The organism is Marivirga arenosa (assembly GCF_030503875.2).
GTDB classification, from domain to species: Bacteria; Bacteroidota; Bacteroidia; order Cytophagales; family Cyclobacteriaceae; genus Marivirga; species Marivirga arenosa.
This window is the reverse complement of record NZ_CP129968.2, coordinates 1,890,678-1,916,647: the sequence shown is the minus strand read 5'-3', so window position 1 is coordinate 1,916,647 and position 25,970 is coordinate 1,890,678. Positions and strand designations below refer to the sequence as shown.

Here is a 25,970-nt window from a genome sequence, read left to right as displayed (position 1 = left end):
TTATTATATTCAGGAATTGGAGTAATTCAAATTTAGAATAAGCTTAATTATAAAATTTTGGATGAAAATTAACTAAAAACAGTTCTTCTGTTGATCTAGTGATAGCAGTGTACAACCACCTAATATATTCCTTATTAATCATTTCATCCGTTAAATAACCCTGATCTACGAAAACTGACTTCCATTGCCCCCCTTGAGATTTATGGCAAGTTAAAGCATAAGCAAATTTAATTTGGAGAGCATTTAAATACGGATCTTTCTTAATCGCTGCCTTCCTTTCTGTTTTGGAAGATAAATCCATATAATCTTCTGCTACCTGATTATACAAATTCAAATAATCCTCATTACTTAAAGACGGACTATTTGCATGTAGTGTATCTAAAATTACTTTCACTTGTAAATTAGGATGATCTTCATAATCAGTTAGTCGTATTTCAAGGTCTGCAAATCTCAATCCGTACATCTCCTCAAAATTTATGACTTTAACGACTTCCATAAAGTCACCATTGGCTAAAAACCCACCGGGTGTGTCTTCTGTTTGGTAAACATAATTATTACGCACAATCATTAAAAAATCCCCCGCTTCAAGCTCGCCTTCCATAAAATGAATTTGTCTCCTAATATACTCATTGTATTGTACTGCCATTTTATTACTCCTACATATAATAGCAGTATTCTCAATACCGTATTTATCATATGAATAACGCAAACCATCCTCAAGCCGCTCCCCTGTCATCTTAAAAATATCTTTGAAAGCTTGAGTTCTGAATTGAATTTTAAAATCCTTTTGTGAAAGTTGAGCTCTTAATAAAGTGGCATTATATAAAATCCCAGAACCTTCAGCCTGCCTCATCACTTCAGTCAAAATAGATTCTACTACTTCTGATCTATAGCTAGTCCGTAAGAAATTAGCATCTAATCCTGCACTATTCGATTTACCTACAGGAGGAAGTTGGGCATCATCCCCTATAAATAAAATTCTATTTCCAGGATTTTGAAAAACATAATTCACCACATCATCAAGTAAACTACTATTACCAAAACCTTTATCATCGGAAAGCATACTCGCTTCATCGATTATGAAAAGAGTATGTTCATGGTAATTTTTTTGTAATGAAAAATTAAGATCTCCGCTCCCTATTTCATTTTTCTGACGATAAATCTTTTTATGAATAGTAAAAGCCAAACGCTTCGAGTAATTACTCATTACCTTAGCCGCACGTCCTGTGGGCGCCATCAAAACGTATTTATAGTTAAAAAGCGGTAAAAATTTCACTAATGCGCTGACAATAGTAGTTTTACCTGTACCAGCGTAACCTTTTAAAAGCATGATGGGCCTATCAGCATCATCAATATCAAAAAATGTATCTAACAGTTTAAAAAATTGAGACTGACTTGAGGTAGGCTCAAAAGGAAATTTCGACCTTATGATTTGTGATGCCTTAGGCATTCATTTTATGATTGATATCTTGTGGAGTAATTACAGCCATAGTAGTAGTGGCTTTAGCAATTAAACTCTTTTTATCACCTTCTACAGCATAAATTTCAGCTTCGCAAAAATTCAATTTCCTACCTTTTTTAATCACAGTTCCGATTGCATGAAGCTTTTCCCCAGTTCCTGCTTTAAAATAAGAAACTTTTATTTCTGCAGTAACCACATGGCAATCCATAGGAACCGTAGTATAAGCTGCAAAACCTGCTACTATATCGGCAATAGTAGCTGTAACTCCACCATGAACTAAACCTTTTTGTTGTTTATGAATTTGTTTAATATCTAGCCACCCTTCTGTTCTACCCTCTTCTATAACAGACAAATCGAAACCAATATGTTTCATGAATTCTTGTCTTTCAAGAAACTTCTCTACTCTTAACTTAAAGTCGTTTTCCACCGTATTTTCCAGCATTTTGTTTAAATTCAAAAAATATTCACAAATATAAGCATATTGATGAGTGCAAACCCAAAGGAAAGTATAAATCAAAAGTTTGGAGGTAAGATAAGAGTTCGTGTTGCTGGCATATTAATAGAAAATGAAAAAATATTATTATTGAAACATGATGGTGTGGGCAAAAGAGAATTTCTATGGTCGCCACCAGGCGGAGGTTTAGAATTTGGACAAGACGCTGAAAAAAATTTAATTAGAGAGTTTAAGGAAGAAACCGCTTTAAATATTAAAGTAATTAAGCTGCTGTTTGTGAATGAATTTATTAATGAAAGTATTCATGCAATTGAATTGTTTTATGAGGTGGAAAAGACAGGAGGAATACTTAAATTAGGAAAAGATCCTGAAATGGGAAAGCAGCAAATTTTAAGTGAATTAGCATTTTTTGATGAAAAAAAATTAAAAAACACAGAAAGAGACTATCTTCACAATATGTTTATTGGAATAAATAAACCCCAAGAAGTTTTAAATCTTAAAGGATATTTTAAATTTGTGAATAATTCCATAAAATAGCATTTTAAAATAATTTCTAAATAGAGAAAAAATAGAAAGATGAGTAAAACAAAGATTTTATCAATAGTTTTCTTCATAGCAGCAATTGTGATAGCCTACTTTTTTGTAGACAGCATAGCATATGATATTCAACAAGAAAAAAGAATAAAAAGAGAAGAAGCTCGAGTAATTGAAAAATTGAAGCAGATCCGTTCTGGTATGATCGCCTACCAAAGGGTAAATGGTGAATATACTAGCGACTGGGATAAATTAATAAACTTCATTGATTCTGGTGACTTTTACATCACAGAAAGATCTGAAACAATTATTCCTAGAGAATATGGTGGTGACAGTGTTGTAATCAATATTGACACATTAGGTACTATGCCTGTTTTTGATTCTTTATATGCTGATATTGAAAATTTCAAATTAGATAGATTACCATACAAACCTGGTTCTAAAGAAAAATTTGAGATTTTTGCTGATAAAATCATAAAAGGTTCAGTGAAAGTTGACGTATTTGAAGTAAAAGATCCTAGCCCTATTAATCCTAAAAGAAGAAAGGATAATAATGACAAAGCTTTAAGAGTAGGATCACGGTCAGAAGTAACAACAGCTGGTAACTGGGAATAATATTTTGGATATTACTAAAGAAAAAGTATTTAAATCACTCAAAAAGGTCAAGGACGATAAGTTTTCTATTGACAAAATCGAACAATACTGTTTAGTATTAGAGATTGGAGATAGAGATTTACAAGTAGCCGTCATTGACATCAAATCTGACAGAGTATTAATTCTTGAAGATTATAGTTTAACAAAAACTGAAGATGAACATCAAAAAGTGCAAGTATTAAAAGCACTTTTTGATGAGCATCATCTCCTTATGGTGGGCTTTTGGAAAGAAGTAGTACTTTGCTTCAAGAATCCAAAATATTGCTTGGCTCCCCTATCCTATTTTTCTAAGGATAATGCGAGAGCCATTCTCAAAATGAATTGTGAAGTTCAATCTTCTGACTCAGTTGGATATTACAAAGTAAACAGTAACGATTCTGTAAACATCTTTACCTACCAAAAGGAAGTTTTAAAATTTATTAGATCAATTTACGTAAACAGCAAAATTAGAGTTACTCACCAAAGTGGCATGCTGGTGAATGCTGTTTTATCGAACCCTCCTTTTGCCAATGAAAATGAACTATCATTGTATATTGATAGATTCTATCTTCATGCAGCAGTAACTAATAATGGTAAATTGGTTTACTTTAATTCATTTAAAATCCAAAAATTCGAGGAGTATATTAAGTATATCAACCTCATCTGCCATGAATTTAAAATCCTTAAAAAAGAAGGTATCATAAAAGTGTGGGGTTATATTAAGAAAGATTCCTCACATTTTGAAGCCTTAAAAAAGAATTTTCCTGTTTTAGAAGTAGGCAATAGAACTTCTAAATTAAACTTTGGATTTAAATTTGACGAAATACCTGAACATCAATATTTTGATGTTTTTGGAAACTATTTCAACCTATAAGCATGTCTAAAAGAATAGCAATTTTCCCAGGATCATTTGATCCTTTTACTAAAGGTCATCATGATATTGTACAAAGAGGCTTAAAGATATTTGATGAGATAATAATTGCTATTGGCTACAATTCAAAAAAACAAAATCGATACTTCGATATCGATTTGATGATTGATAAACTTGAAGAAACTTTCAAATCAGAGCCAAGAGTTAAGGTTATCGTTTACAATAAACTTACTTCTACCCTAGCTAAAGAACTTAATGCAGGTTTTTTATTAAGAGGTTTGAGAAATACAACTGATTTTGAATATGAAAATAGTATATCGCAAGTTAACAAATATCTAAACGAGAGTTTAGAGTCTGTATTTTTAATTACATCTCCTGAATATGCAGCTATAAGCTCAACTATTATTAGGGAAGTACATAAATTCAAAGGCGAAGTAAATGAATTTTTGCCCTATAAATTAGATTAAGATTAGCTCTTCATATTTCTCTAATAAATTTTAAAAAAACTTCTCAAAAAATATACAAGCTATTTTAAAATACGTTACATTTCGTCATATAAATGCAACTTAAAAATGGCACTTAATGAAGTATCGGATTTCGCAGAATTTGACGAATACGATGACAATGACTATGATGATCTCTCAGATGATTATTTTGATGATGGTGATACCGATGACATCAAATTATCAGATGATGAGGAGGATGACGACAATTGGCGATTTAAAATCGATGATGGCTACGATCAAGAAGACAGTGACTATGAATTCGAAGATGATCTTGACGTAGATTTAGAAGATTTTTAAATTAAATGGGTGGTATTTTTTACACACCCATTTTTTTCTTACGAAGGAAATACCTCAAGAGCTAACTCTTGTGCTTTCGCAAAAGCCTCTTGATCTAATCCTAATTCAATATTGTTCTTATTAAAGTAGGCTACCATATCTTCCGTCACCATATTCCCCACTAAATCATCCTTAGCCATAGGGCATCCTCCAAATCCTTTTATTGCACCATCAAACCTGCGACAGCCCGAAGTATAAGCTGCTTCGACCTTTTCCCATATTGTAGCTGGATTACTATGCAAATGAGCTCCGAATTCTATGTGAGGATATTTAGGAATAAGTTGATTAAAGATCCACGAAATGTTTTCTGGATTTGAAACCCCTATTGTGTCAGATAAAGAAATCACTTTAACGTTCATCTTATCCAGCTTTTCCACAAAATCTTGTACAAAGCTAGCATCATAAGGATCGCCATAAGGATTACCGAAACCCATTGACAAATAAACAACGAGTGTTTTAGAGTGAGCCATAGATAGCTCCTGAATTTGGGCTAAATCTTCTAATGCTGTTGCAATTGACCTTTTAGTATTTCTTTGTTGAAATGTTTCCGAAAGAGATAATGGATAACCCAAGTATGAAATATGATCAAACTTCACTGCATCAGATGCTCCTCTTTGATTGGCAATAATAGCCAATAATTTAGATTGAGAATCTTGCCAATTTATTGAATCAAATACCTCAGCACTGTCACGCATTTGAGGAATGGCTTTAGGAGACACAAAACTTCCGGCATCAATGGTATCAAAACCTACTTTTAGTAATTGATTTAAATAATTTATTTTTTTATCCGTAGGGATAAAGTCATGCAGGCCTTGCATAGCATCTCTAGGACATTCTATAAGTTTAATATTTTGATTTTTCGTTTCCATATGCCAAAACTAATCAATGTAAAATTCAGCTAAAAGATTTATTTATACCTATTCAATTTCAATAAAAGATAAATGCTCAGTATAATAGCATTTTATTATAATCAACTACCTAAATTTCGGTTTAGTTTAAATAAGATTTAAAGAGTGGGAATAATCATTAAGCAAAGTGCATATGCTTCAGTCATCAATTATATAGGAGTTGCCATTGGGGCATTCACCACAATGATCGTGTTTCCGAAATTTCTTACTCAAGAAGAATTGGGATTATTTAGAGCCGTAATATCAATGGCTATTATTTTATCTCCATTTGCTCAATTAGGACTACCACGTAGTACTTTAAGGTATTTTCCTCGATTTAATACTAGTCCGAAAGCAGCAGGCAGGTTTTTTACTTTTGTACTAATATTAGGATTTTTCACTATTCTGTTATTTATTCTATTATTTCAATTAGTAGATGATTGGGTTTTCAGTTTTTTTCAAAAAAACGCTTCCGATTTAGTACATCAATATTGGTTGATTATTAGTTTAGCGGTTATTCTGGTTTATATATCTATAATAGAAGCCTATTATAAAGCCCAGTTAAATGTGATTATCCCCACTTTCATGAGAGAGATCTTTTTAAAAGCCTCTAGTGGTATTTTAGCTTTGCTTTACTTCTTCGACATAATTTCATTTGAATGGTTCCTCAAATATATTGTGATTTCTTATGCTGTAAGTCTAGTAGTTTTAGTTGTTATTTTGTTGTTAAAAAAACAATTGCATTTCAATTTTTCGATTTTTCAGCTTAAAAAACCTTTTGTAAAAGAAATGCTGAAATACATGGTTTTTATAATGGCTGGGGCTGTTGGATCAGTCATTGTATTTCAAATAGATCAACTCATGGTTACTGGTTTCATGGGGACTAGTTACAATGCAATTTATGTAATAGCTTTTTTCATGGGTACAGTAATTGAAATCCCGAGAAGAAGTATATCTCAAATGTCAGATGCTATAATTGCTAATGCTTTTGAAAATGAAAGAATCGATGAGGTGAAGAAAATTTATAAACAGAGTAGTATAAACCAGTTGATTCTCGGAGGTTTTGTATTCATACTTGTGGTAATCAATTTGGATAACATTTATGCCATCATGCCGAAAGGCGATGATTATATCGATGGGAAATTAGTTGCCGTAGTAATAGGAATTAGTAAGCTCATCTTGATGGCGTTTGGAGTAAATTCAGAAATCATTATTTCATCAAAATACTATAAAAGTAATATTTACTTTGTTCTAATTCTAGCGGCCTTAACTGTACTTTTTAATGCCATTTTAATACCTGAATTTGGTTTAATAGGTGCAGCATTAGCCACACTTTTTTCAATATTTTTATATAACCTGATGAAAATGATTTTTATCTATCATAAATTACATTTTCAGCCATTCTCAATTCATACAGTCAGTGCAATAGCCATAACTGTTATTAGTTTTGTAATCTTGAATTATATCCCTCAATTTGAAGATGGTATTCTAAATGCTATTTATTTAAGTGTAATCGCATCCATAATTTTTGGGTTATTGATGTTGATATTTAAACCTTCAAAAGAGATAGACACAATTATAAAACCAATTAAAGATAAGTTTAAGTCTTAAAATAAGTTAAAATGGCATTGGCTACATATTTTATTTCTTCTTTTGTGTGATTGGGATGAATCGGTAATGACAATACTATGTCTGCTATATTAGTTGCATTTGGACAAGATGTTGAACGGTCAAAAACATCCATATCTGAAATTGCATTAGGATAGTGAATTTGAGTTTCTATACCTTTATTCTTTAAGTGGCTTTTTAGACTATCTCTTTTTTCTGTTTTAATTACAAACTGATGGTAAACATGACCTTCTGAATGAATAGGCAATGAAATTCCATTTAATTGCCTTAATATATCTTGATAGATTTTTGCAAACTCAATCCGTTTTTGATTTTCAGCATCTAAGTCTGGTAATTTTGATTGTAAAATTGCTGCTTGAAGCTCATCCATTCTACTATTTCGGCCTAACTGAATATGTTCATCACGTTTTATTTGACCATGATTGGCCCACAGATAGCAACTTTCTGCCAAATCTTGATCATTCGTTACAATAGCTCCCCCATCCCCTAACGCTCCTAAATTTTTGGTCGGATAAAAGCTGAATGCTGCTATATCACCAAAGGCTCCAGCTTTAATTTCATTTAAACTGGCCCCATGTGCTTGAGCACAATCCTCAATTAATAGGATTCCATTTTCTTTGCAAAAAGAAGCTATTGCTTCAATTTCAGGATGAACTTGACCGAATAAATGAGGTAAAATTATAGCTTTAGTGTTAGAGTTTATCAATGATTTTAAATGATTAAAATCCATCATAAAATGAGCTGGATTGATATCACAAAAAACCAATTTAGCACCCACAATTTTAACAACTGAAGCATCAGAATACCAGCTAAATGCCGCAGTAATAACTTCATCATTAGGTGAAATATTGATACTTCTCAAAATGATCTCAAGAGAATCCGTACAATTAGCGGTAAGGATTACATTTTCTACATTTAAATACCTGGCAAATGCTAGTTTAAATTTTTGATGATATTCACCATTCATAAACACCCCTTTATTCACAACTTTTTGTAAAACTGACATCAAATCCTGATTTTGATTATTCAACTTTATGAATGGAATATAATCGTAAGTCATCTTGTGAATTTTAAGAATAGTTTAAAGATATAGTAATTTTTATTTGCATTAAAAGACATGCTTTTCCAACTTTAAATCTGTTTTCAAATGAATGAGCGATTAATTTTACTAAATTGGTTAAATATCATTAGCAGTTCCAAATATTGGAATTATTTATTATAAATACGGTATAAATGAAGAAAGTAGCAATAATGACCTCCGGAGGTGATGCACCAGGAATGAATGCATGTTTAAGAGCGGCAGTACGAGGGGCCATCTATCATGGGATAGAGATTTACGGCATATATAGAGGTTATGACGGCATGATTGAAGGAGATATTGTAAAGATGAATTCTCATTCAGTAAGTAACATTATTCAAAAAGGAGGAACTATTCTTAAATCAGCAAGAAGTGAAGAGTTCAAAACCAAAGAAGGCCGTAAAAAAGCATATGATCAATTGACTAAATTAGGTATAGAAGGACTAATTACAATTGGTGGAGATGGCACCTTTACAGGAGCTAAAATTTTCTATGATGAATATCAAATTCCAACCGTAGGCGCTCCCGGAACTATAGATAATGATCTCTATGGTACTGATTATACTATTGGTTTCGATACAGCAGTTAATACTGCTTTAGGTGCAATTGATAAAATAAGAGATACTGCTGACTCTCATAATAGGCTATTCTTTATCGAAGTTATGGGGCGTGATTCTGGCTATATTGCTATCAGGTCGGGAATTGGCGGAGGAGCTGAATTAGTAATGGTTCCTGAAACTTCAACTAGCATAAAAGAGGTTATAAGCACTCTTCAAGAAGGCTGGGCTAGACATAAAACCTCATCTATTGTTGTGGTAGCAGAAGGAGATGAAGAAGGAAATGCCATGGAAATAGCTGAGAAGGTTAAAAAGAAAATTGCTCAGAAAGATATAAAAGTTTCAATTTTAGGCCATATACAAAGAGGTGGCTCTCCTAGTGCTCAAGATAGGATATTGGCTAGCCGTTTAGGATTAGGTGCAATAGAAGGCTTAATGAAGGGAAAGAAAAATGTTATGGCTGGCATAATAAATGACAAGTTAGTCTATACTTCATTTGAAGATAGTATTACTAAAAACAAACCCCTTAATCAGGAATTAATTCATATGGTAAAAGTGTTGAGCGTCTAAAATATTTCGAATAGGGAAATGGAATTAAAAACCACAATTGAAATAAAACCAACTGAGGAAAAAATACATCCTCATGATAGAATTACTTCCATAGGAAGTTGTTTTGCAGATCATATCGGAAGTCGATTTGAGGAAATGAAAATGGATATATTAAGTAATCCATATGGAATTATTTATAATCCCATTTCTCAAATGAGACTAATCAAAGCAGCTCTAAATGATGAGGATCTTAGAGAAGATCATATCATTGAAAACAGAGACATTTACAATCATTTAGATGCACATTCTATCTTCGGTAAGAAAAATCTTATAGAGCTCAAAGAGGGCATTAGAGAAGCTTCAGCAAAGCTAAAAGATTATTTAGAAAGTTCGAAAGTATTGATCTTAACCTTTGGAACAGCTTGGGTTTATAGATATGAGAAAACTCAGGAAATTATAGCTAACTGCCATAAGTTACCATCTCAAAATTTCAATAAGGAATTATTGGAGTTGGATGAAATTATCAGCGAAGTGAATGCCACGTTAAAACTCTTAAAAGAAAAAAATCCTGATTTAAGAATAATATTAACGGTTAGCCCAGTGCGGCATATTAAAGATGGTATACCAGAAAATATGTTAAGTAAATCCATCTTAAGATTAGCTGCTCATAAAATCAAAAAATCTTTAGAAAAGACCTATTATTTTCCATCTTTTGAATTAATGTTGGATGATTTAAGAGACTATAGGTTTTATGCTGAAGATATGATTCACCCTAACAATGTAGCTCGGAATTTTATTTGGCAACGGTTTAGAGAGACTTTCTTTTCAGAACCTTTGTTTGCGTATTGTGATAAATGGCAGTCGATAAAAAATGACTTAAACCACAGAGTGATGAACCCAGGATCAGAAGAGCATATTCAGTTTTTGGAAGCACTTCAAAAGAAATTAAATAGATTTTCAGTAATGGGAAATGTAGAAGCTGAAATTGAACATGTTGAAAAAGAATTAGAGAATGCCAAAACCCAATAAGCTTATCCACGAAACGAGCCCGTATCTATTACAACATGCCTACAATCCGGTTGAATGGCAGGCATGGAATGAAGAAGCTTTAAATCGAGCTAGAGCGGAAGATAAACCTATTTTATTAAGTATTGGCTATGCTGCTTGTCACTGGTGCCACGTAATGGAGCATGAAAGTTTTGAAGATAATGAGGTAGCTAATGTGATGAATGAAAACTATATCTGTATTAAGCTAGATAGAGAAGAAAGGCCCGATATAGACCAGATTTACATGGATGCCATTCAAAATATGGGGTTAAATGGCGGCTGGCCTCTGAATGTATTTCTAATGCCTGATCAAAAACCTTTTTATGGTGGTACTTATTTTCCTAAGCATAAATGGCTTGAGATATTAGATAAAGTAGCCATAGCCTTTCAAAATAGTAGAAAGCAGTTAGCTGAATCGGCAGATAAATTCTCGAAAGCACTAAATGTATCTGAAGTAGAAAAGCTAAACCTCGGTATAAATAAAGATCATAATTTTGATAATAGCGTGTTGATTCAGGCCTATCAAAAGCTTAGTGAAAGCTTTGATTGGGATAATGGAGGTACCTTAGGAGCTCCTAAATTTCCAATGCCAGTTATATGGCAATTTTTAACTCAATATGCTTTTCACAGCAAAAACCCTGAAGCTAAAAAAGCATTGGAATTAACATTAGAATCAATGGCTGATGGAGGAATCTATGATCAGATTGGTGGTGGTTTTGCTCGCTATTCTGTTGATGCGGAATGGTTTGCTCCTCATTTTGAGAAAATGTTATATGACAACGGGCAATTGATAAGTTTATATGCAGATGCTTATAGGTTCACTAAAAACCCATATTTCAAAGAAGTATTTGAAGACAGTATAAAATTCATGGTAAGAGAACTGATGGATCCTAATTGCAGATTCTATTCCGCTCTCGATGCCGATTCTGAAGGTGTTGAAGGGAAGTTCTATACCTGGACTTATAATGAGCTTAAAAATCATATAAATGAAAATGAAGAGCCTGTTTTAAAATTTCTCAATGTTGAAAAAGAAGGTAATTGGGAGAATGGAGTTAATATTCTTTTTCGACATACTTCCATTGAGTCTTTTTGCAAAGCTGAAAACTTGGACAGTTCTAACTTTAAAGAAACCTTCAATAGCGTTAAAGATAAATTATTAGATCAAAGAGAGGAAAGAATAAGACCAGCATTAGATGATAAAATTCTAACTGGATGGAATGCTTTACAACTTAAAGGACTCTGTGATGCCTATAAAGCTCACAAGGACGAAAAGTACAAAGCAATTGCACTCGACAACTTTGTTTTCTTAAGTGAATTCGTATGGGATGGAACTTTGCTTTATAGAAGCTTTAAAAATGATCAAGCGAAAATTAAAGCGTATTTAGAAGACTATGCCCTAACTATACAGGCTCTAATTTCTTTATTTGAAATCACATCGGATTTAAAGGTTCTCAATTTTGCTGAAAAGCTGGCAAACTATACGATTGAAAATTTTTATGATGAAAAGGAAAAATTATTCTTCTACACAGATAAAAATAGTGAAACTTTAATAGCCAGAAAAAAAGAGATTTTTGATAATGTAATTCCATCTTCTAATTCAATCATGATTCAAAATCTGCATTGGTTAGGGATTCTGAAAGGAAATTCTGCATTTACAGACATTTCGAATGAGATGTTAAAACAAACTCAACATCTAATAGCCCGAGAACCAAAATTCTTGTCAAATTGGGCTTCTGCTTTTATTTTAAAATCATACCCATGTTATGATGTAGTGATTGTGGGTAAAGATGCTAAAAAAATTCAAAGGGAATTGTGGCAACACTATTTACCTAATGCATTTTGCATGGCTATAGAGGAAGAAAATAATGATGAGTTGGTTTGGAAAGGTAAAGAAATTATTAATACTAAAACAAGTATATATGTTTGCGAAAATAATGCTTGTCAATATCCCGTTTTTACTTCCGAAGATGCTATAGCTTTACTAAGTAAATGAGTCAACTTAGCTTGAATACGGTTGAGGAAGATAGTTTAGAAAAAACTTTCTTTGTACAAGTATTATTACCAATACCTGTACCAAAAACTTTTACATATAGAGTAGCGAGAAATAGCGAAAATCAGATTCAAGTTGGAGTTAGAGTAATTGTCCCTTTTGGAAAAAAGAAAATCATAAGCGGAATTATTACTGATGTTCATCATAATGCCCCTGAAGATTATGAGGCAAAATATGTTTTAGAAGTACTCGATGATTATCCTATCATCAGCAATCAACAATTAAAGCTTTTTGGATGGATTGCTCAATATTATATGGCAACTGAAGGAGAAGTTTTAAATGTAGGCTTGCCATCAGGGCTAAAATTAAGTAGTGAATCAAAAATCCAATTAAACCCTGCTTTTAACAAAGAAGACTCCCCTCATATTTTCAGTGAAATAGAGAGTGTGGTAATTAATGTATTGGAAAAAGAAGGCCTACTCTCCTATCAGCAATTGCTTGAAATAACAAATACAAAGCAAATCAGCTATTTAATTAAAGAATTGCTTAATAAACAGGTCATCATTTTAATAGAGCAAATACAAGAACGTTACAAACCCAAAACTGAAAAGAGACTAAGGTTAAAAAAAGAATGGCTAGAAGAAGCCAAACTTAATTCTCTTATGCAGGAATTGGATAAAAAACCTAAGCAATTAGATGTTCTTTTAAAATACCTTCAATCTGTCCCTATTTTCAATGAAATAGATAAAAATGAGGAAGGCATCCCAAAAAGTCTTTTAAAAGAAGAAAGCTTTTCAATTTCTTCCATTAATACATTAATAAAAAATAAAATATTTGAAGAATTTGAAATCATCGTTTCAAGATTAGATTACCTAAACAGACAAGAATTTATTGATCATGAGATTACGTTAAGTGAAGCACAAGAAAAATGTAGATCAGAGATCAATGATATATTTAACAAAAAGGATGTGGCGCTTCTTCATGGTATTACGGGCAGTGGTAAAACTGAAATTTATCTTTCCCTTATTAAAGAAGTAATTGAAAGTGGATCGCAAGCTTTATTTTTATTGCCCGAAATAGCGATCACCACCCAAATGATCCAAAGGGTGAGAAAAATTTTTGGTGATCAAGTGGGTATTTATCATTCTAAATTCTCTGATGCAGAGCGCGTGGAAGTATGGAAAGGTGTAGCAGAAGGAAAGATTAATTTTGTAATTGGTGTTCGCTCATCCATTTTACTTCCATTCAACAATCTATCATTGCTTGTAGTAGATGAGGAGCATGAAAGCAGTTATAAGCAGTTTGATCCTGCCCCACGGTATCATGCACGTGATACCGCTGTAGTTTTAGCTAAAATTCATCAGGCTAAACTTATTTTAGGTTCTGCAACACCTTCCTATGAAAGCTATTATAATGCTTTAAATGGCAAATATGGCTTAACGCAGTTAACTGAAAGATTTGGTGAGGGAAAAATGCCGGAAATTCAGGTAATTGATATGAAAAAACAAAAGGCTAAAAAGTTGGTGAAAGATGACTTTAGCCATGTATTTTTAACTGCTCTTGAGGAAGAAATTAGTAAAGGTAATCAAGCCATTATATTTCAAAACAGAAGAGGTTATGCACCCTATTTACAATGCGAAACCTGCGGATGGATAGCAGAGTGTGAAAATTGCTCGGTGAGTCTAACCTATCATATGCATCAACATGAGCTTAAATGCCATTATTGTGGTTATAAACAAAAAAGCCCTAATGCTTGCTTAAACTGTGAATCTAGTGCATTGGTTATGAAAGGCTTTGGTACTGAAAAAATAGAAGATGATCTAAAACTGCAACTATCTGATGTTAAAATCCAAAGAATGGATAGAGATACTACCAAAAAGAAATATTCCTATAATCAAATCATAGAAGCCTTTGAAAGTGGTGAAACTCAAATTTTGATAGGTACGCAAATGGTCACAAAAGGGCTGGATTTTGAAAAGGTGAGTTTGGTTGGAATTGTAGATGCAGATAGAATGATGTATTATCCTGATTTTAGAGCCCATGAACGTGCATTTCAGATGATGCTTCAAGTTAGTGGAAGAGCTGGAAGAACTAATAAAGATGGAAAAGTTTTAATTCAAAGCTTTCAGCATAAACATCCTCTTTTTGATTATCTATTAAAATATGATTATGAGGGTTTTTATCAACTACAGTTAAATGAAAGACAAGCTTTCTTCTACCCACCTTTCTGTAGATTAATTAAAATCATTTTAAAGGGATCGGAATCTCAGAATGTTTATCAATCTGCTACAATGCTCTATGAATCCTTGGTAATTCAGCTAGGAAATCAAAGAGTGTTAGCTCCACACGAACCACTTATTTCTAAAATTAGAAATATTTATCATATGGAAATATGGATCAAATTAGAAAAAGGATATCCCTTAGAATCAACAAAAGAGGGGATAAAATCTATTGTTGAAAAACTTAATGAAAATGCACATTTCAGAAAGATTAGAGTTATTTATGATGTAGATCCTCAATAAAAAAGGTCTGTTTATGAACAGACCTTGTAATTAAAGTTTTAAAGATTATTTTTTCTTTTTATCGTATAGTTTTTTAGCGCCAAATGCAGCACCAGCAGCAATTAAGTATTCTATACCTGTAATGGGTACAGGATTACTATCTGGTGGTGGCGGTGGTGGGCCAGGCTGTGCAATTGCAGCATAAATCCCAACAAATAAAACCATGAAAACGATTGATAATACTATTTTATAATTCATTTGTATTCCCTATTCAAATGCAGTTATTCTTACTGCTTAATTATTCTTTTCGTGATACTCCCTTTATCGGATTCAAACTGCATTAAATAAGTACCATTTGAATATTTAGTCATATCCAATTCAGTTTGAGATTTTTCTAATTTAAAACTATCAATAAACTTACCTTCAAGGGTGAAAATAGTAATATTTACTGAATTAATAGTATTTAAATCAATAAAGATTTTTTCACTTACTGGATTCGGGTAAAGATTGATTGAATTTTCCAGCAATTCATTAGCTTTTAAAATTTCCTGATCGAAAGTATAAACATCACTTGTAGCAGAACAATTAACTTGCGTTACTACTACCTCATAATCACCTTTTTCTGAAACTACTATCAATTTGTTGGTTTCATCCTCTAATGATTCTCCATTCAGGTACCATTGATAGGAATCTCCTTCTATTGAGCTTTCTAAAACATTATTGAAAGCTAAAATACCTGGTTTAGAAATATTAGTCACTTCAACTGTGAAGTTTATTGAATTTACTTCACAGCTATTTGTTGTAGAACCCGTTAAGGTATAAGTAGTTGTTTCCTCTGGAGATATAGATATTCTAGCTTCATTTGTTTCAGCTAATAATTCATCACCTAAAAATAACTGATAATTATCCATGTCCACATTAGCCGACAAATCAATGGTTAAGGTTTCATTTAAACATATACTGTAATCATCAACTTGATCAATAATAGCAGATTCAACATAATTTACCGAAGCTACCTGATTTGCATTTAAGGATGTACAATTTTGTCCTTCAATTAAAATATCGAATTGATTCAAGCCTGTAGTTAAACTAGTGACAGGTACTTCAATGATTAATTCACCATCTTGGGAAGCTTGCTTTGAAACAATGGCTTCTTCTCCTGATACAAAGGTATAGGTTTTACCGTTCTGTGCGTTATTAATTATGACAGATGCCACTCCACTACCACAGCTATTCGCATTGGTGATATCTAGATCTGGAACAATTTCTTCCTCAACATTAATGATTACTTTATCACTAAATTCGAACTCTGAACAGCTACCATAGGAAGCTTTCATTGTAAATTCATTAGATCCTGAACTCAATTCTGTTTTATCAATTATTATAGATTGATTCGTACCATCTCCTTCAATATTGGTTATTAATGATCCATTTTGAAACACACTATAAGTAACACCTGATTGACCAGTGAAATCTATGGAAGCAGAATTATCAATACAAATATCATTTGATTCAAAAGCAATATTCTCATCAATTACTAAATCTTGATATTTAATTTCTAATGTTGATTGTAAAGTACCGCTTTGACAAGCATCCTTTTCAGCAGCTATCGTAAATTCATTAAGACCTGAGTTAAGATCTTTAACTGAAATAAAGCCATCGTAAATACCACCTGTCCCATTTACTGATTGCAGTGTATCTTGCCCATCAAGAATATAATAATTAGCTCCTAATTGAGTCTTAATACTGAAAGAAGCTTGATTATCATAACTACAAATTGAAGAACCACTTACTTCTTGATTTAAAATCAATTCATCATAAACTTGAACTTGAGCGTTTCCAACATTGGTAGTATCACAACCACTTACAAAGGCTTGAATTGTAAAATCATTAATTGAACTTGCTAATAATTCAGTTGATATGTCAACATTTGCATCAGCACCGTTTCCTTCAACAGAAGCTACAACTTCATCCCCTTTTGAAATCAAATAGTTTACAAAGGATTCAGTATTTTGTAGTACAATGGTAGCATTTTGCTGAGGACAAACATCATCACTAACAGTTGATATTTGTGACGGTTGATTAGAATTTAATATAATTTCAAATCTATCAGAACCTTTTGAAGCTACCTCATCCGCTACCTGAAAGTTATAGACTAAATTATCGGTAATAATGCTTTCAGTAGCAAGAAAGTTATCTTTTAAAATCAATTCTTGAGTACTTACAGTACTAATTCCAGTGAAATCTAATGCATAGTCATCTCCTACTACCATTTGTTCCAAGTTCAGTTTTATTGATCTGCTACAATTTGAAGAATTGGTTACCGGAGCTAATCTATTTACTTTAACCATTTCATTATCTTCTGTTAAAGTAGAAATTGTCTCATATGTATTTAATAACCTAACTGCATCGTATTTCGGTTCGTAATTGTCTGTCGCATTCTGATTAAATGAAACAATAGTTATATCATCATAATCAGGTGTCTTTAAGATAATCTCAAATCTTTCTTGAGGTAAAGTTCTATAGTAAGTAGGTGTTGTACCCGTTACTTTGGATGCCTCTGTTGTACTTAAACTAACACCATTGCTAATGGCTCTTACAAAGAATCCTTGACCTTGCCCTATTAATTGCTGAGTTAAACCATCCAAAGCAATATAATTCCCAGAACCAGGGTTATATAAATATGCAGTTCCACCAGCTATATTTGAGGCATCCCATTGGGACCAATCAGTTGCCGCTGGATAAGGATTAGAAACCATATGCCAACCTGCATCTGCCGATGCTCCTCTAGATAGGGTGGTGGAGAAATTACCTGAGAAAACAGCACCATTACCTTCTATGATTCCAGACGAAGGTTCTCCTGCATAATTAAATATATAATATCCTTCTCCATTCGTAAACGATTCTCCGTTTCCAGAAGCGGGAAAACCAGTATACCCATCATCAAAAACACCAGCCCCTGCCGCTGCCTCATTATACGCATAAATAGAATACGTACATCCTGCGGTTGGACAAGCACTAGAACCGGTAAAAGGGCCCGTAATAGATATTTCTTCCTGGATATCAGCAACAGTAACTCCAGTGGCAGGAAAGCCCACAATATGATAACCTCTTCCATCTCCTCCAACTGTGTAAATTGCTCTTTGGATATTGATATTACCTGATATACTTGAACCACTTGGTACCTCACCTATAAAAGCATCTTTAGAAGGAGTTGATAATAATGTCATCACACCTGAACCTCCTCCATCTAGGTCAAAAGTTGTGCTTGCCCCAATTGTAATACCATCTTCAATATTTACTCCTCCAGTATTATTATTGTTTATAGCTCCATTTGCATTTAATGTATGGATATTAAAAGCAGAACCGCCCGCAATATTGCCATCTGTTAAATTAATAATTCCATCATTATCATTGAAAGTACCATTAACAGTAAAATCACCGTTAATATTTAAGGAAGCTGGTGCATTTAAAGTGCCATCAACCCGAATGCTAGCAAAATTAGGAACTGATCCAGATATAGTGGTTGTACCCCCAAAGACAACAGTACCAGAATTACCATCAAACAAACCATTATTGGTAAAATTACCATTGATTTGTAAATCAGCAGCTGCATTTGCAGTTACATCTCCACTCGCTCCTATTGTTAAATCATTTATAGTAATTGGATTAGCACCACCTAAAATTGAAGTTCCATTAAGTGTCAATAAACCTCCTGAACTATTTAAAGTGCCATTATTCGTTATATCACCATTAACATTTAAGTTTGAAGTAGGGTTAAATACTCCATTAACTGTAATATTACCAAAAGTTGGAGCTGTACCACCCGATAAATTTGTAGTCCCATCAAAGGTAACAGTAGCACTAGTCAAGGTTGAAGCTGCATTAGATACAAAGTCTCCATTTAATGAAATTATGTTAGCACCTGCATCGAATGCTCCATTTGATAATGTAAGTACACCATTTACATCAAAATCACTAGCAACTGTTAAGGTAGATGTTCCTGTTTTTGTCAAATCGTTAATAGCCGTGGGATGTAATTCAGGTCCTGAGGTCATCAAACTACTATTATTATATAGCAAACTGTAAGTTCCTGTTGGAATAAGGGCATTAGTTAGTGATCCTGAAGCTCTTCTTTCAACAAATCCGCCATCCGCTATGCTTATGGCTGTTCCATCAAGCGTACCAGAATATAAGTTCAAGTTAGATAAGGTAAAACCTGAAGCACCCGTATTAAGAGTAGCTAAAGCTCTATTTAAAGTAATTGTATTAATATCACCTGAAAATGATAAGCTAGTTGGTAATGTCCCAGCACCATTCACGATCAAGGAAGAAGCAGAATTGGATATTAAGCTGCCACCCGCTTGAGAATAATTACTATTAATCGTTAATTGATTCCCATTAAGTAATAAGTCTCCATCTGTTTGAGTTAAATCACCTAAAACCGTTAAATCTCCTCCTAGTATAATTGTACCAGATGAAGTTCTATTGATAGTGAAATTTCTTAATTCTTGAGTACCTACAAATCCTAAGGTTCCAAATGCTCCTGTACCACCGATGGTTAAATCAGAAAGAGCTCCCCCGGATATACCTCCATTTGTAGTGACTACATTACCATTAAGTGTTAATAAATTTCCATCGCCAATATTAAGGGTTCCTTCTGTGAGTGTTAAAGTTCGGCCTGAAGCAATGGTTACATCTGAATTCATGTTTACTCCGCCTCCTGTGTTATTAACAATTAAATTTACTCCTGAGGATGGAAAGCCATTACCCAGAGCTTGAGTTGCTGTTCCATTGTATTCGATTGTAGAACCCGAATTGAAAGTTCTAGTTCCTGAGACTCTGATATTTCCCGAAGTTGTTCCAGTTTGTATTGCACCGTTAGCAGCAACAGACCCTACAGTTAGTTTTCCACCTGTATTAGTAGTCAAACTTACTGCACCGCTTAAATAACTACCATCTGGTATTATTACATTTGAATTACTTCCAATAATAAAATCAAAATTACCAAAATCAATTACTCCGCTAATATTTTGATTACCCGAACCAATAAAATTAATTAATCCATTACTTGCAGATTGATTTGAAATAGTACTTGAAGATATGGTTAGATCGCCATTAATATTATATGTCACTGTAGAAGATCCACCATAGCCAATATTAACAGATGCATTATTATAAAGAACATTTCCAGATATATCAAAATTTATATCTCCATCGAAACTATGATCTATAAATGCACCATTTTCAAAAATCAAATCCCCACCTATAACTAAATTACCAATATTTGCACTATTAAATCCTAAATATGCAGTACCACCACTTACTCTAAAATCTCCTCCAACATTCATTGTGTAGTCAGTCACCGATGATAAATAAACGCCCCAAAAAGCGTTATCCAACATTGTAAAATCACCATTTACCGTGGTCAATGCCCCTTCTAAATCAACAAATGCTCCTTGAGAAGAGCAGTCCCATCTGAAATTACCGAAAGACTGTCCTAATCCTGATGGTTTAACATTTACGACTCCAGTAATTTCAACTGTTGAAGAAATGTTCCATGTGGATGTTGGGATAGTTCCAGCATCTTGATTATGTCGATAAATACTATTGGCACCAAATAATAAAGAAGATGTAGCTGCATTAGAGATTGAAGCTCCCGAGTTTTGAATTAACGTACCTAAAACCCTTATTAACCCAAGTCTTGGTGGTGGAGGGCTAACAATCCTTTGAATTGTCAATGTTCCATTGTTTTGAAGTATTCCTCCAGATTCTATTGTTAAGTCATCTCCAGGACCAGCAGCTGCTGTGAATACATTGCCTGAATTTATTGTAATTTGGCCACCAGACTTAATATATGTTTGATCTGTTGTAACAGAAGCTGATATTGTAATTATATGAGAGTTCAAAATAGATATAACACCATCAGCACTTGTAGGCGTATTAGCTGTATTATCCCAACTAGAGCCCGTCCACTCTTCCCAAGTATCGCTATCATTCCAATTTCCTGATTGGCGAGTTTGGAAATCTCCTACACTTTGAGAAAACGATATTGAAGTAAGCCCAACAAAAAACAATATAGAAAATAAAAATTTCTTCATAATTAATTCTTTAAAATCCGCCAATCTAAAATAACCCTAATCAATTAGCTTCATTTATTCTAATTAACAAAAATAAGAACTTAATTATACAATAGGTAAGGAACAGTCCTCTAAATATTACATTTGATCGAAAAATACTTTAAAACAGCATATTTTCCTTTCCTATACCTGTTTAGACATACGAATTTGTAGAATGGTTGGATTAAAATAATTATGAATTAAGAATTAATAATTAGTAACTAATTGCATTAAATACGCTACTGCTCAACACCAAACATCATACTTACCACTACACAACCCTCTTCTAAATTTTAACTAGCTCTCCTTCCTTTTCTCAAATTATATTTTCAATAGATTGGATGCTTCAATAGGTCAGACGAAAGTCAGACCGGATTTGCAATAGCTACTAAACAAATATTAGAATGACTGGACGAATAATTCAAATGGTACTTTTTAAGCACTAATAATCAGATGTTAGTAATTGACATCGCAAACTAACTTCAATCTCCCAGCTCCTAACTAACTACTCCTCTCCTTTCCCCTTTGCTCAAATTTTCAGATATTAGCATTTCAAAATTTCTGACTACAAAAACGACTTTTTAATATGACGTATAAAGCGAATAATCCAGCTTTAAAAAGCTGGGTGGAAGTACCAAAAGACTCAGATTTCCCTATTCAAAACCTACCTTATGGTATATTTTCTACTGCTGAAAAATCAGCGCGCGCAGGTGTAGCAATAGGAAATCATATTTTGGACTTAACTGAAATTCAATCCGCGCAATTATTCAATGATCTGAATTTACCAGACAGAATTTTTGACAAAGCAGTGTTGAATGATTTCATGGATTTAGGTAAAAAAATCACCATTTCTGTAAGAGAGAGAATTTCAGAGCTTCTTCAAGTTGATAATCAAGAACTTCAATCGAATGACCAACTAAAAGCTAAGGCCTTAGTTCCAATGGAAAAAGCCACTATGCATTTACCTATTCAGGTTGGCGATTATACAGATTTTTATTCATCAGAATCACATGCGACTAATGTAGGTACTATGTTTCGTGATCCTGATAATGCATTATTACCGAACTGGAAACACATCCCGGTAGGTTATCATGGCAGAGCCTCTTCTATTGTGATTTCAGGTACTCCTTTACACAGACCAAAAGGTCAAACGATTGCTCAAGATGCAGAAAAACCAGATTTTGGGCCGGCTAAATTAGTTGATTTCGAATTGGAAATGGCATTTATCACATGTGGTGAAAATGAATTAGGAGATTCAATTTCTACAGAAGAGGCAGAAGAGCATATATTTGGCTTTACCTTATTTAATGATTGGTCTGCAAGAGATATTCAAAAATGGGAATATGTACCACTAGGCCCATTTCTTGCGAAGAATTTTGGTTCTTCTATGTCACCTTGGATTGTTACGATGGAAGCATTAGAACCCTTTAGAATAGCAGGTCCAAAACAAGAACCTGAAGTTCTACCCTACTTAAAATTTACAGGAGATTACCATTTTGACATTGACCTTCAAGTAGGAATCAAACCGAAAGATTCAGAAGAAAAAGTAGTAACGAATTCCAACTTTAAATACATGTACTGGAATGTAGTACAACAATTAGCCCATCAAACGGTGAATGGTTGTAATATCAATACTGGTGATGTTTACGCTTCAGGTACTATCAGCGGAAATGATCCTTCCTCTTATGGTTCTATGCTTGAAATTAGTTGGAGAGGAACAAAACCTGTTGAAATGCCTGATGGATCAGTACGTAAATTCATCAATGATCATGACACTGTGATTATGCGAGGCCATGGAGAAAAGAATGGTGTAAGAATTGGTTTTGGTGAAGTTAGAACTGAATTACTTCCTGCGAAGTAATTTTTACACCCCTATAATCCCCTCAAGGGGATAGAAATCCAGTTCAAAACAATGTCATTTTAACAACCCTGCCCCCTTGAGGGGGCTGTGGGGGTGTTACTATCATTACAAAAAGCTTTTATGATTGGAAAAGCTTTTTTATTCATTATCCCTCAATAAAAATTATTGAATTGCTTAATTTTGCGATTCATTTTATATAAAAAATTAGAATAAAATAATTCATATATGTCACTGGCAACAAAATACAACCCTTCTGATATAGAAGACAAATGGTATAAACACTGGATGGAACAAAAATTCTTTGCTTCAAAACCAGATCCGAAAAAAGAGCCTTACACCATTGTTATTCCACCGCCAAATGTCACTGGTGTATTACATATGGGGCATATGATGAATAACACGATTCAGGATGTTTTGATTCGAAGAGCCAGGATGCAAGGAAAAGAAGCATGTTGGGTGCCGGGTATGGACCATGCTTCTATTGCCACCGAAGCTAAAGTAGTAAAGATGTTGAAAGAGAAGGGCATCAATAAAAATGAAATCACAAGAGATGAATTCATGAAACATGCCTGGGAATGGAAAGAAAAATATGGTGGTATTATCCTACAACAGCTCAAAAAGCTAGGTGCCTCTTGTGACTGGGATCGTGAGCGATTCACCATGGAAGAAGATATGTCAGCGGCTGTAATTGAGGTTTTTGTTGATCTTTACAAAAAGGGATACATCTACAGAGGAACCAGAATGGTAAACTGGGATCCTGAAGGAAAAACTGCCTTAGCCGATGATGAAGTAAACTTTAAAGAGGTAAATGGTAAGCTTTACCACATCCGGTATCAAATTGAAGGTAGTGATGATTATTTGGTTATCGCCACTACTCGACCAGAAACAATTATGGCGGATGCTGCCATCTGTATCAACCCAAATGATGATAGATTCCATCATCTGAAAGGTAAAAAAGCAATCATTCCATTAATTAATAAAGCCATTCCAATTGTGGAAGATGATTATGTTGATATGGAATTTGGAACAGGTTGCTTAAAAGTTACCCCTGCTCATGATATTAATGATCACGAAATTGGTTTACGCCATAATTTAGAAGTAATTGACATTATTGATGATAATGGTAAGCTAAATGAAAAAGCTCAAATCCTAGTTGGCGAAGATCGTTTTGTAGCCAGGAAGAAAATTGCCAAGCTTTTAAAAGAAGTTGATCAATTAGAGAAAGAAGAAGATTATACCAATAATGTTGGTCATTCTGAAAGAACAGATGCAGTTATTGAGCCGAAACTCTCTACACAATGGTTTGTGAAAATGGAGGAATTGGTAAAGCCTGCCTATGAGAATGTGATGAATGATAACATCAAACTAATTCCACCTAAGTTTAAAAACACCTACAAACATTGGATGGAAAATGTAAGAGATTGGTGTATCTCACGTCAGTTATGGTGGGGACAAAGAATACCAGCTTATTTTCTTCCGGATGGTGATTTTGTAGTGGCAGAAAATGCTGATAAAGCTTTACAATTAGCGAAAGAGAAATCAGGCAATCAAGACTTAAAAATCGAAGATTTAAAACAAGATGAGGATGTTTTAGATACTTGGTTTAGCTCTTGGCTGTGGCCAATCTCTGTTTTTGACGGTTTCAAAGATCCCGATAATGAAGATTTCAATTACTATTACCCTACCAATGATTTGGTAACGGGTCCTGATATTCTGTTTTTCTGGGTAGCCCGTATGATCATAGCCGGCTATGAATTTAAGGGAGAACTACCTTTCAAAAATGTGTACCTGACTGGAATTGTTAGAGATGAAAAAGGCAGAAAAATGTCTAAGCAATTAGGCAATTCTCCTGATGCCTTAGCCTTGATTGATAAGCATGGTGCTGATGGCGTTAGAGTTGGGTTATTGCTTTCTGCGGCTGCCGGAAATGATTTATTATTTGAAGAAAAGCTTTGCGAACAAGGATGGAATTTCGGTAATAAAATATGGAATGCCTTTAGATTAATTGAAGGATTAGAAGTTACCGAAAAGGATACTCCAATTGAAGCCATGAAAGCAATCGATTGGTTTGAAGCTCGATTCCAGGATGCTTTAAGAGAAATCAATGATCATTTTAGCAAATTCAGAATTTCTGATGCTTTAATGACTACCTATAAATTGATCTGGGATGATTTCTGTTCTTACTATCTAGAAATCGTAAAACCACCATATGGAGAAGCTATAGATAAAAATTCTTATGAGGCTACGATCAAATTCTTCGAAGATATCTTAACTATACTTCATCCATTTATGCCTTTCCTTACGGAGGAGATTTGGCATCAAATTACTGAAAGAGATGCTAAGGATTGTGTAATTGTGAATCACTGGCCAATAGAAAAGGATTATGACAAGTCTATATTAGGAGATTTGAAATTAACATTTGAATTAGTTTCACAGATTAGAAATATAAGAGCTTCGAAAGGTATTTCTCCAAAAGACGCTTTAAAGTTATTTGTGAAGACTAATGACGAAATGATTTATCAAGAGTATATCTCTGTTATTAACAAACTAGCAAATATTGAATCACTAGAGTTCACCAATACTAAAATTGATCAAGCTGTTAGTTTCTTTATTGGATCAGATGAGTGTTTCGTTCCTATGGAAGGTGCCATTGATGTTGAAAAAGAGAAGGAAGAAATTCAAAAAGAGCTTGATTACACTAAAGGTTTCCTTAAAAGTGTACAAAAGAAGCTTGAAAATGAAAGATTTGTGAGTAATGCCCCAGAAAAAGTGGTTGAAATGGAGAAGAAAAAACAAGCAGATGCTGAAGCCAGAATAAAAACCCTTGAGGAAAGCCTTGCCAATTTAGGTTGATAAAATATCTATCTCACTTTAAAGCATCCGTATTTAAGCGGATGCTTTTATTTTTATCTCTTTCAAAATTATCAGATTATTAAAACTATACTTTAAATAGTAA

At 33.5% G+C, this 25,970-nt stretch carries 18 protein-coding genes; 12 read left to right on the top strand and 6 right to left on the bottom strand.

What is annotated here, in order from left to right:
• Positions 1-43: 43 nt before the first annotated feature.
• The gene (locus QYS47_RS08235) at positions 44-1,450 is read right to left on the bottom strand and encodes an ATP-dependent DNA helicase (RefSeq protein WP_322348349.1); all 1,407 of its coding nucleotides are present in this window, start codon (positions 1,448-1,450) and stop codon (positions 44-46) included.
• Complete coding sequence (locus QYS47_RS08230; RefSeq protein ID WP_308357002.1) at positions 1,443-1,904, bottom strand: PaaI family thioesterase; 462 nt, start codon at positions 1,902-1,904, stop codon at positions 1,443-1,445. Before QYS47_RS08230 ends, QYS47_RS08235 begins: the two co-directional genes overlap by 8 nt.
• A gap of 42 nt (positions 1,905-1,946) precedes the next feature.
• Here QYS47_RS08230 and QYS47_RS08225 point away from each other — a divergent pair, with 42 nt between their 5' ends.
• The 5 genes from QYS47_RS08225 to QYS47_RS08205 all read left to right on the top strand — a co-directional run bounded on the left by QYS47_RS08225 (position 1,947) and on the right by QYS47_RS08205 (position 4,757).
• Entirely contained in the window at positions 1,947-2,453 is a 507-nt protein-coding gene (locus QYS47_RS08225; RefSeq protein WP_308357003.1) for an NUDIX domain-containing protein, read from the top strand.
• Positions 2,454-2,492: 39 nt separating this feature from the next.
• Complete coding sequence (locus QYS47_RS08220) at positions 2,493-3,065, top strand: hypothetical protein (RefSeq protein ID WP_322348348.1); 573 nt, start codon at positions 2,493-2,495, stop codon at positions 3,063-3,065.
• A gap of 4 nt (positions 3,066-3,069) precedes the next feature.
• Complete coding sequence (locus tag QYS47_RS08215; protein WP_322348347.1) at positions 3,070-3,957, top strand: DUF3822 family protein; 888 nt, start codon at positions 3,070-3,072, stop codon at positions 3,955-3,957.
• 2 nt (positions 3,958-3,959) lie between these two features.
• Positions 3,960-4,421 carry a pantetheine-phosphate adenylyltransferase gene (gene coaD, locus QYS47_RS08210; protein WP_322348346.1) on the top strand — a complete coding sequence of 154 codons (462 nt, stop codon included), beginning with the start codon at positions 3,960-3,962 and terminating at the stop codon, positions 4,419-4,421.
• Between the two features lie 105 nt (positions 4,422-4,526).
• Entirely contained in the window at positions 4,527-4,757 is a 231-nt protein-coding gene (locus tag QYS47_RS08205) for a hypothetical protein (RefSeq protein WP_302100075.1), read from the top strand.
• Positions 4,758-4,795: 38 nt separating this feature from the next.
• Here QYS47_RS08205 and QYS47_RS08200 read toward each other — a convergent pair whose 3' ends face one another.
• The gene (locus QYS47_RS08200; protein ID WP_322348345.1) at positions 4,796-5,665 is read right to left on the bottom strand and encodes a hydroxymethylglutaryl-CoA lyase; all 870 of its coding nucleotides are present in this window, start codon (positions 5,663-5,665) and stop codon (positions 4,796-4,798) included.
• A 144-nt stretch (positions 5,666-5,809) separates the two neighbouring features.
• Between QYS47_RS08200 and QYS47_RS08195 the strand changes: the two genes are divergently transcribed.
• Positions 5,810-7,294 carry a lipopolysaccharide biosynthesis protein gene (locus tag QYS47_RS08195; RefSeq protein ID WP_322348344.1) on the top strand — a complete coding sequence of 495 codons (1,485 nt, stop codon included), beginning with the start codon at positions 5,810-5,812 and terminating at the stop codon, positions 7,292-7,294.
• Here QYS47_RS08195 and QYS47_RS08190 read toward each other — a convergent pair.
• On the bottom strand, positions 7,284-8,372 hold the full coding sequence (locus QYS47_RS08190) for a DegT/DnrJ/EryC1/StrS family aminotransferase (RefSeq protein WP_322348343.1): 1,089 nt from the start codon (positions 8,370-8,372) through the stop codon (positions 7,284-7,286). The genes QYS47_RS08195 and QYS47_RS08190 overlap by 11 nt on opposite strands.
• Before the next feature lie 173 nt (positions 8,373-8,545).
• On the opposite strand from QYS47_RS08190, the gene pfkA reads away from it, so the two are divergent.
• The 4 genes from pfkA to priA are packed head-to-tail and all read left to right on the top strand — an operon-like array spanning position 8,546 to position 15,055.
• On the top strand, positions 8,546-9,517 hold the full coding sequence (gene pfkA / locus QYS47_RS08185; protein WP_308357010.1) for a 6-phosphofructokinase: 972 nt from the start codon (positions 8,546-8,548) through the stop codon (positions 9,515-9,517).
• A gap of 18 nt (positions 9,518-9,535) precedes the next feature.
• Positions 9,536-10,525: a GSCFA domain-containing protein gene (locus tag QYS47_RS08180; protein WP_322348342.1), complete on the top strand. Its 990-nt coding sequence runs from the start codon at positions 9,536-9,538 to the stop codon at positions 10,523-10,525.
• Complete coding sequence (locus QYS47_RS08175; RefSeq protein ID WP_322348341.1) at positions 10,509-12,536, top strand: thioredoxin domain-containing protein; 2,028 nt, start codon at positions 10,509-10,511, stop codon at positions 12,534-12,536. The genes QYS47_RS08180 and QYS47_RS08175 overlap by 17 nt, the downstream gene beginning before the upstream one ends.
• Positions 12,533-15,055: a replication restart helicase PriA gene (gene priA / locus QYS47_RS08170; RefSeq protein WP_322348340.1), complete on the top strand. Its 2,523-nt coding sequence runs from the start codon at positions 12,533-12,535 to the stop codon at positions 15,053-15,055. Before QYS47_RS08175 ends, priA begins: the two co-directional genes overlap by 4 nt.
• A gap of 45 nt (positions 15,056-15,100) precedes the next feature.
• Here priA and QYS47_RS08165 read toward each other — a convergent pair whose 3' ends face one another.
• Positions 15,101-15,292 carry a hypothetical protein gene (locus QYS47_RS08165; protein WP_302100049.1) on the bottom strand — a complete coding sequence of 64 codons (192 nt, stop codon included), beginning with the start codon at positions 15,290-15,292 and terminating at the stop codon, positions 15,101-15,103.
• Between the two features lie 29 nt (positions 15,293-15,321).
• Complete coding sequence (locus tag QYS47_RS08160; RefSeq protein ID WP_322348339.1) at positions 15,322-21,135, bottom strand: T9SS type A sorting domain-containing protein; 5,814 nt, start codon at positions 21,133-21,135, stop codon at positions 15,322-15,324.
• Between the two features lie 604 nt (positions 21,136-21,739).
• Here QYS47_RS08160 and fahA point away from each other — a divergent pair.
• Positions 21,740-23,014, top strand: coding sequence for a fumarylacetoacetase (gene fahA / locus QYS47_RS08155; RefSeq protein ID WP_322348338.1), 1,275 nt, complete (start codon positions 21,740-21,742; stop codon positions 23,012-23,014).
• Between the two features lie 225 nt (positions 23,015-23,239).
• Entirely contained in the window at positions 23,240-25,867 is a 2,628-nt protein-coding gene (locus QYS47_RS08150) for a valine--tRNA ligase (protein ID WP_322348337.1), read from the top strand.
• Positions 25,868-25,970 lie beyond the last annotated feature (103 nt).

Coding starts and splice junctions, on each gene's coding strand:
- QYS47_RS08150 (WP_322348337.1), top strand. CDS start 23,240: ATGTCACTGGCAACAAAATACAACCCTTCTGATATAGAAGACAAATGG.
- QYS47_RS08220 (WP_322348348.1), top strand. CDS start 2,493: ATGAGTAAAACAAAGATTTTATCAATAGTTTTCTTCATAGCAGCAATT.
- pfkA (WP_308357010.1), top strand. CDS start 8,546: ATGAAGAAAGTAGCAATAATGACCTCCGGAGGTGATGCACCAGGAATG.
- QYS47_RS08230 (WP_308357002.1), bottom strand. CDS start 1,904: ATGCTGGAAAATACGGTGGAAAACGACTTTAAGTTAAGAGTAGAGAAG.
- QYS47_RS08190 (WP_322348343.1), bottom strand. CDS start 8,372: ATGACTTACGATTATATTCCATTCATAAAGTTGAATAATCAAAATCAG.
- coaD (WP_322348346.1), top strand. CDS start 3,960: ATGTCTAAAAGAATAGCAATTTTCCCAGGATCATTTGATCCTTTTACT.
- QYS47_RS08160 (WP_322348339.1), bottom strand. CDS start 21,135: ATGAAGAAATTTTTATTTTCTATATTGTTTTTTGTTGGGCTTACTTCA.
- QYS47_RS08235 (WP_322348349.1), bottom strand. CDS start 1,450: ATGCCTAAGGCATCACAAATCATAAGGTCGAAATTTCCTTTTGAGCCT.
- QYS47_RS08175 (WP_322348341.1), top strand. CDS start 10,509: ATGCCAAAACCCAATAAGCTTATCCACGAAACGAGCCCGTATCTATTA.
- QYS47_RS08180 (WP_322348342.1), top strand. CDS start 9,536: ATGGAATTAAAAACCACAATTGAAATAAAACCAACTGAGGAAAAAATA.
- QYS47_RS08200 (WP_322348345.1), bottom strand. CDS start 5,665: ATGGAAACGAAAAATCAAAATATTAAACTTATAGAATGTCCTAGAGAT.
- priA (WP_322348340.1), top strand. CDS start 12,533: ATGAGTCAACTTAGCTTGAATACGGTTGAGGAAGATAGTTTAGAAAAA.
- QYS47_RS08165 (WP_302100049.1), bottom strand. CDS start 15,292: ATGAATTATAAAATAGTATTATCAATCGTTTTCATGGTTTTATTTGTT.
- QYS47_RS08225 (WP_308357003.1), top strand. CDS start 1,947: ATGAGTGCAAACCCAAAGGAAAGTATAAATCAAAAGTTTGGAGGTAAG.
- fahA (WP_322348338.1), top strand. CDS start 21,740: ATGACGTATAAAGCGAATAATCCAGCTTTAAAAAGCTGGGTGGAAGTA.
- QYS47_RS08205 (WP_302100075.1), top strand. CDS start 4,527: ATGGCACTTAATGAAGTATCGGATTTCGCAGAATTTGACGAATACGAT.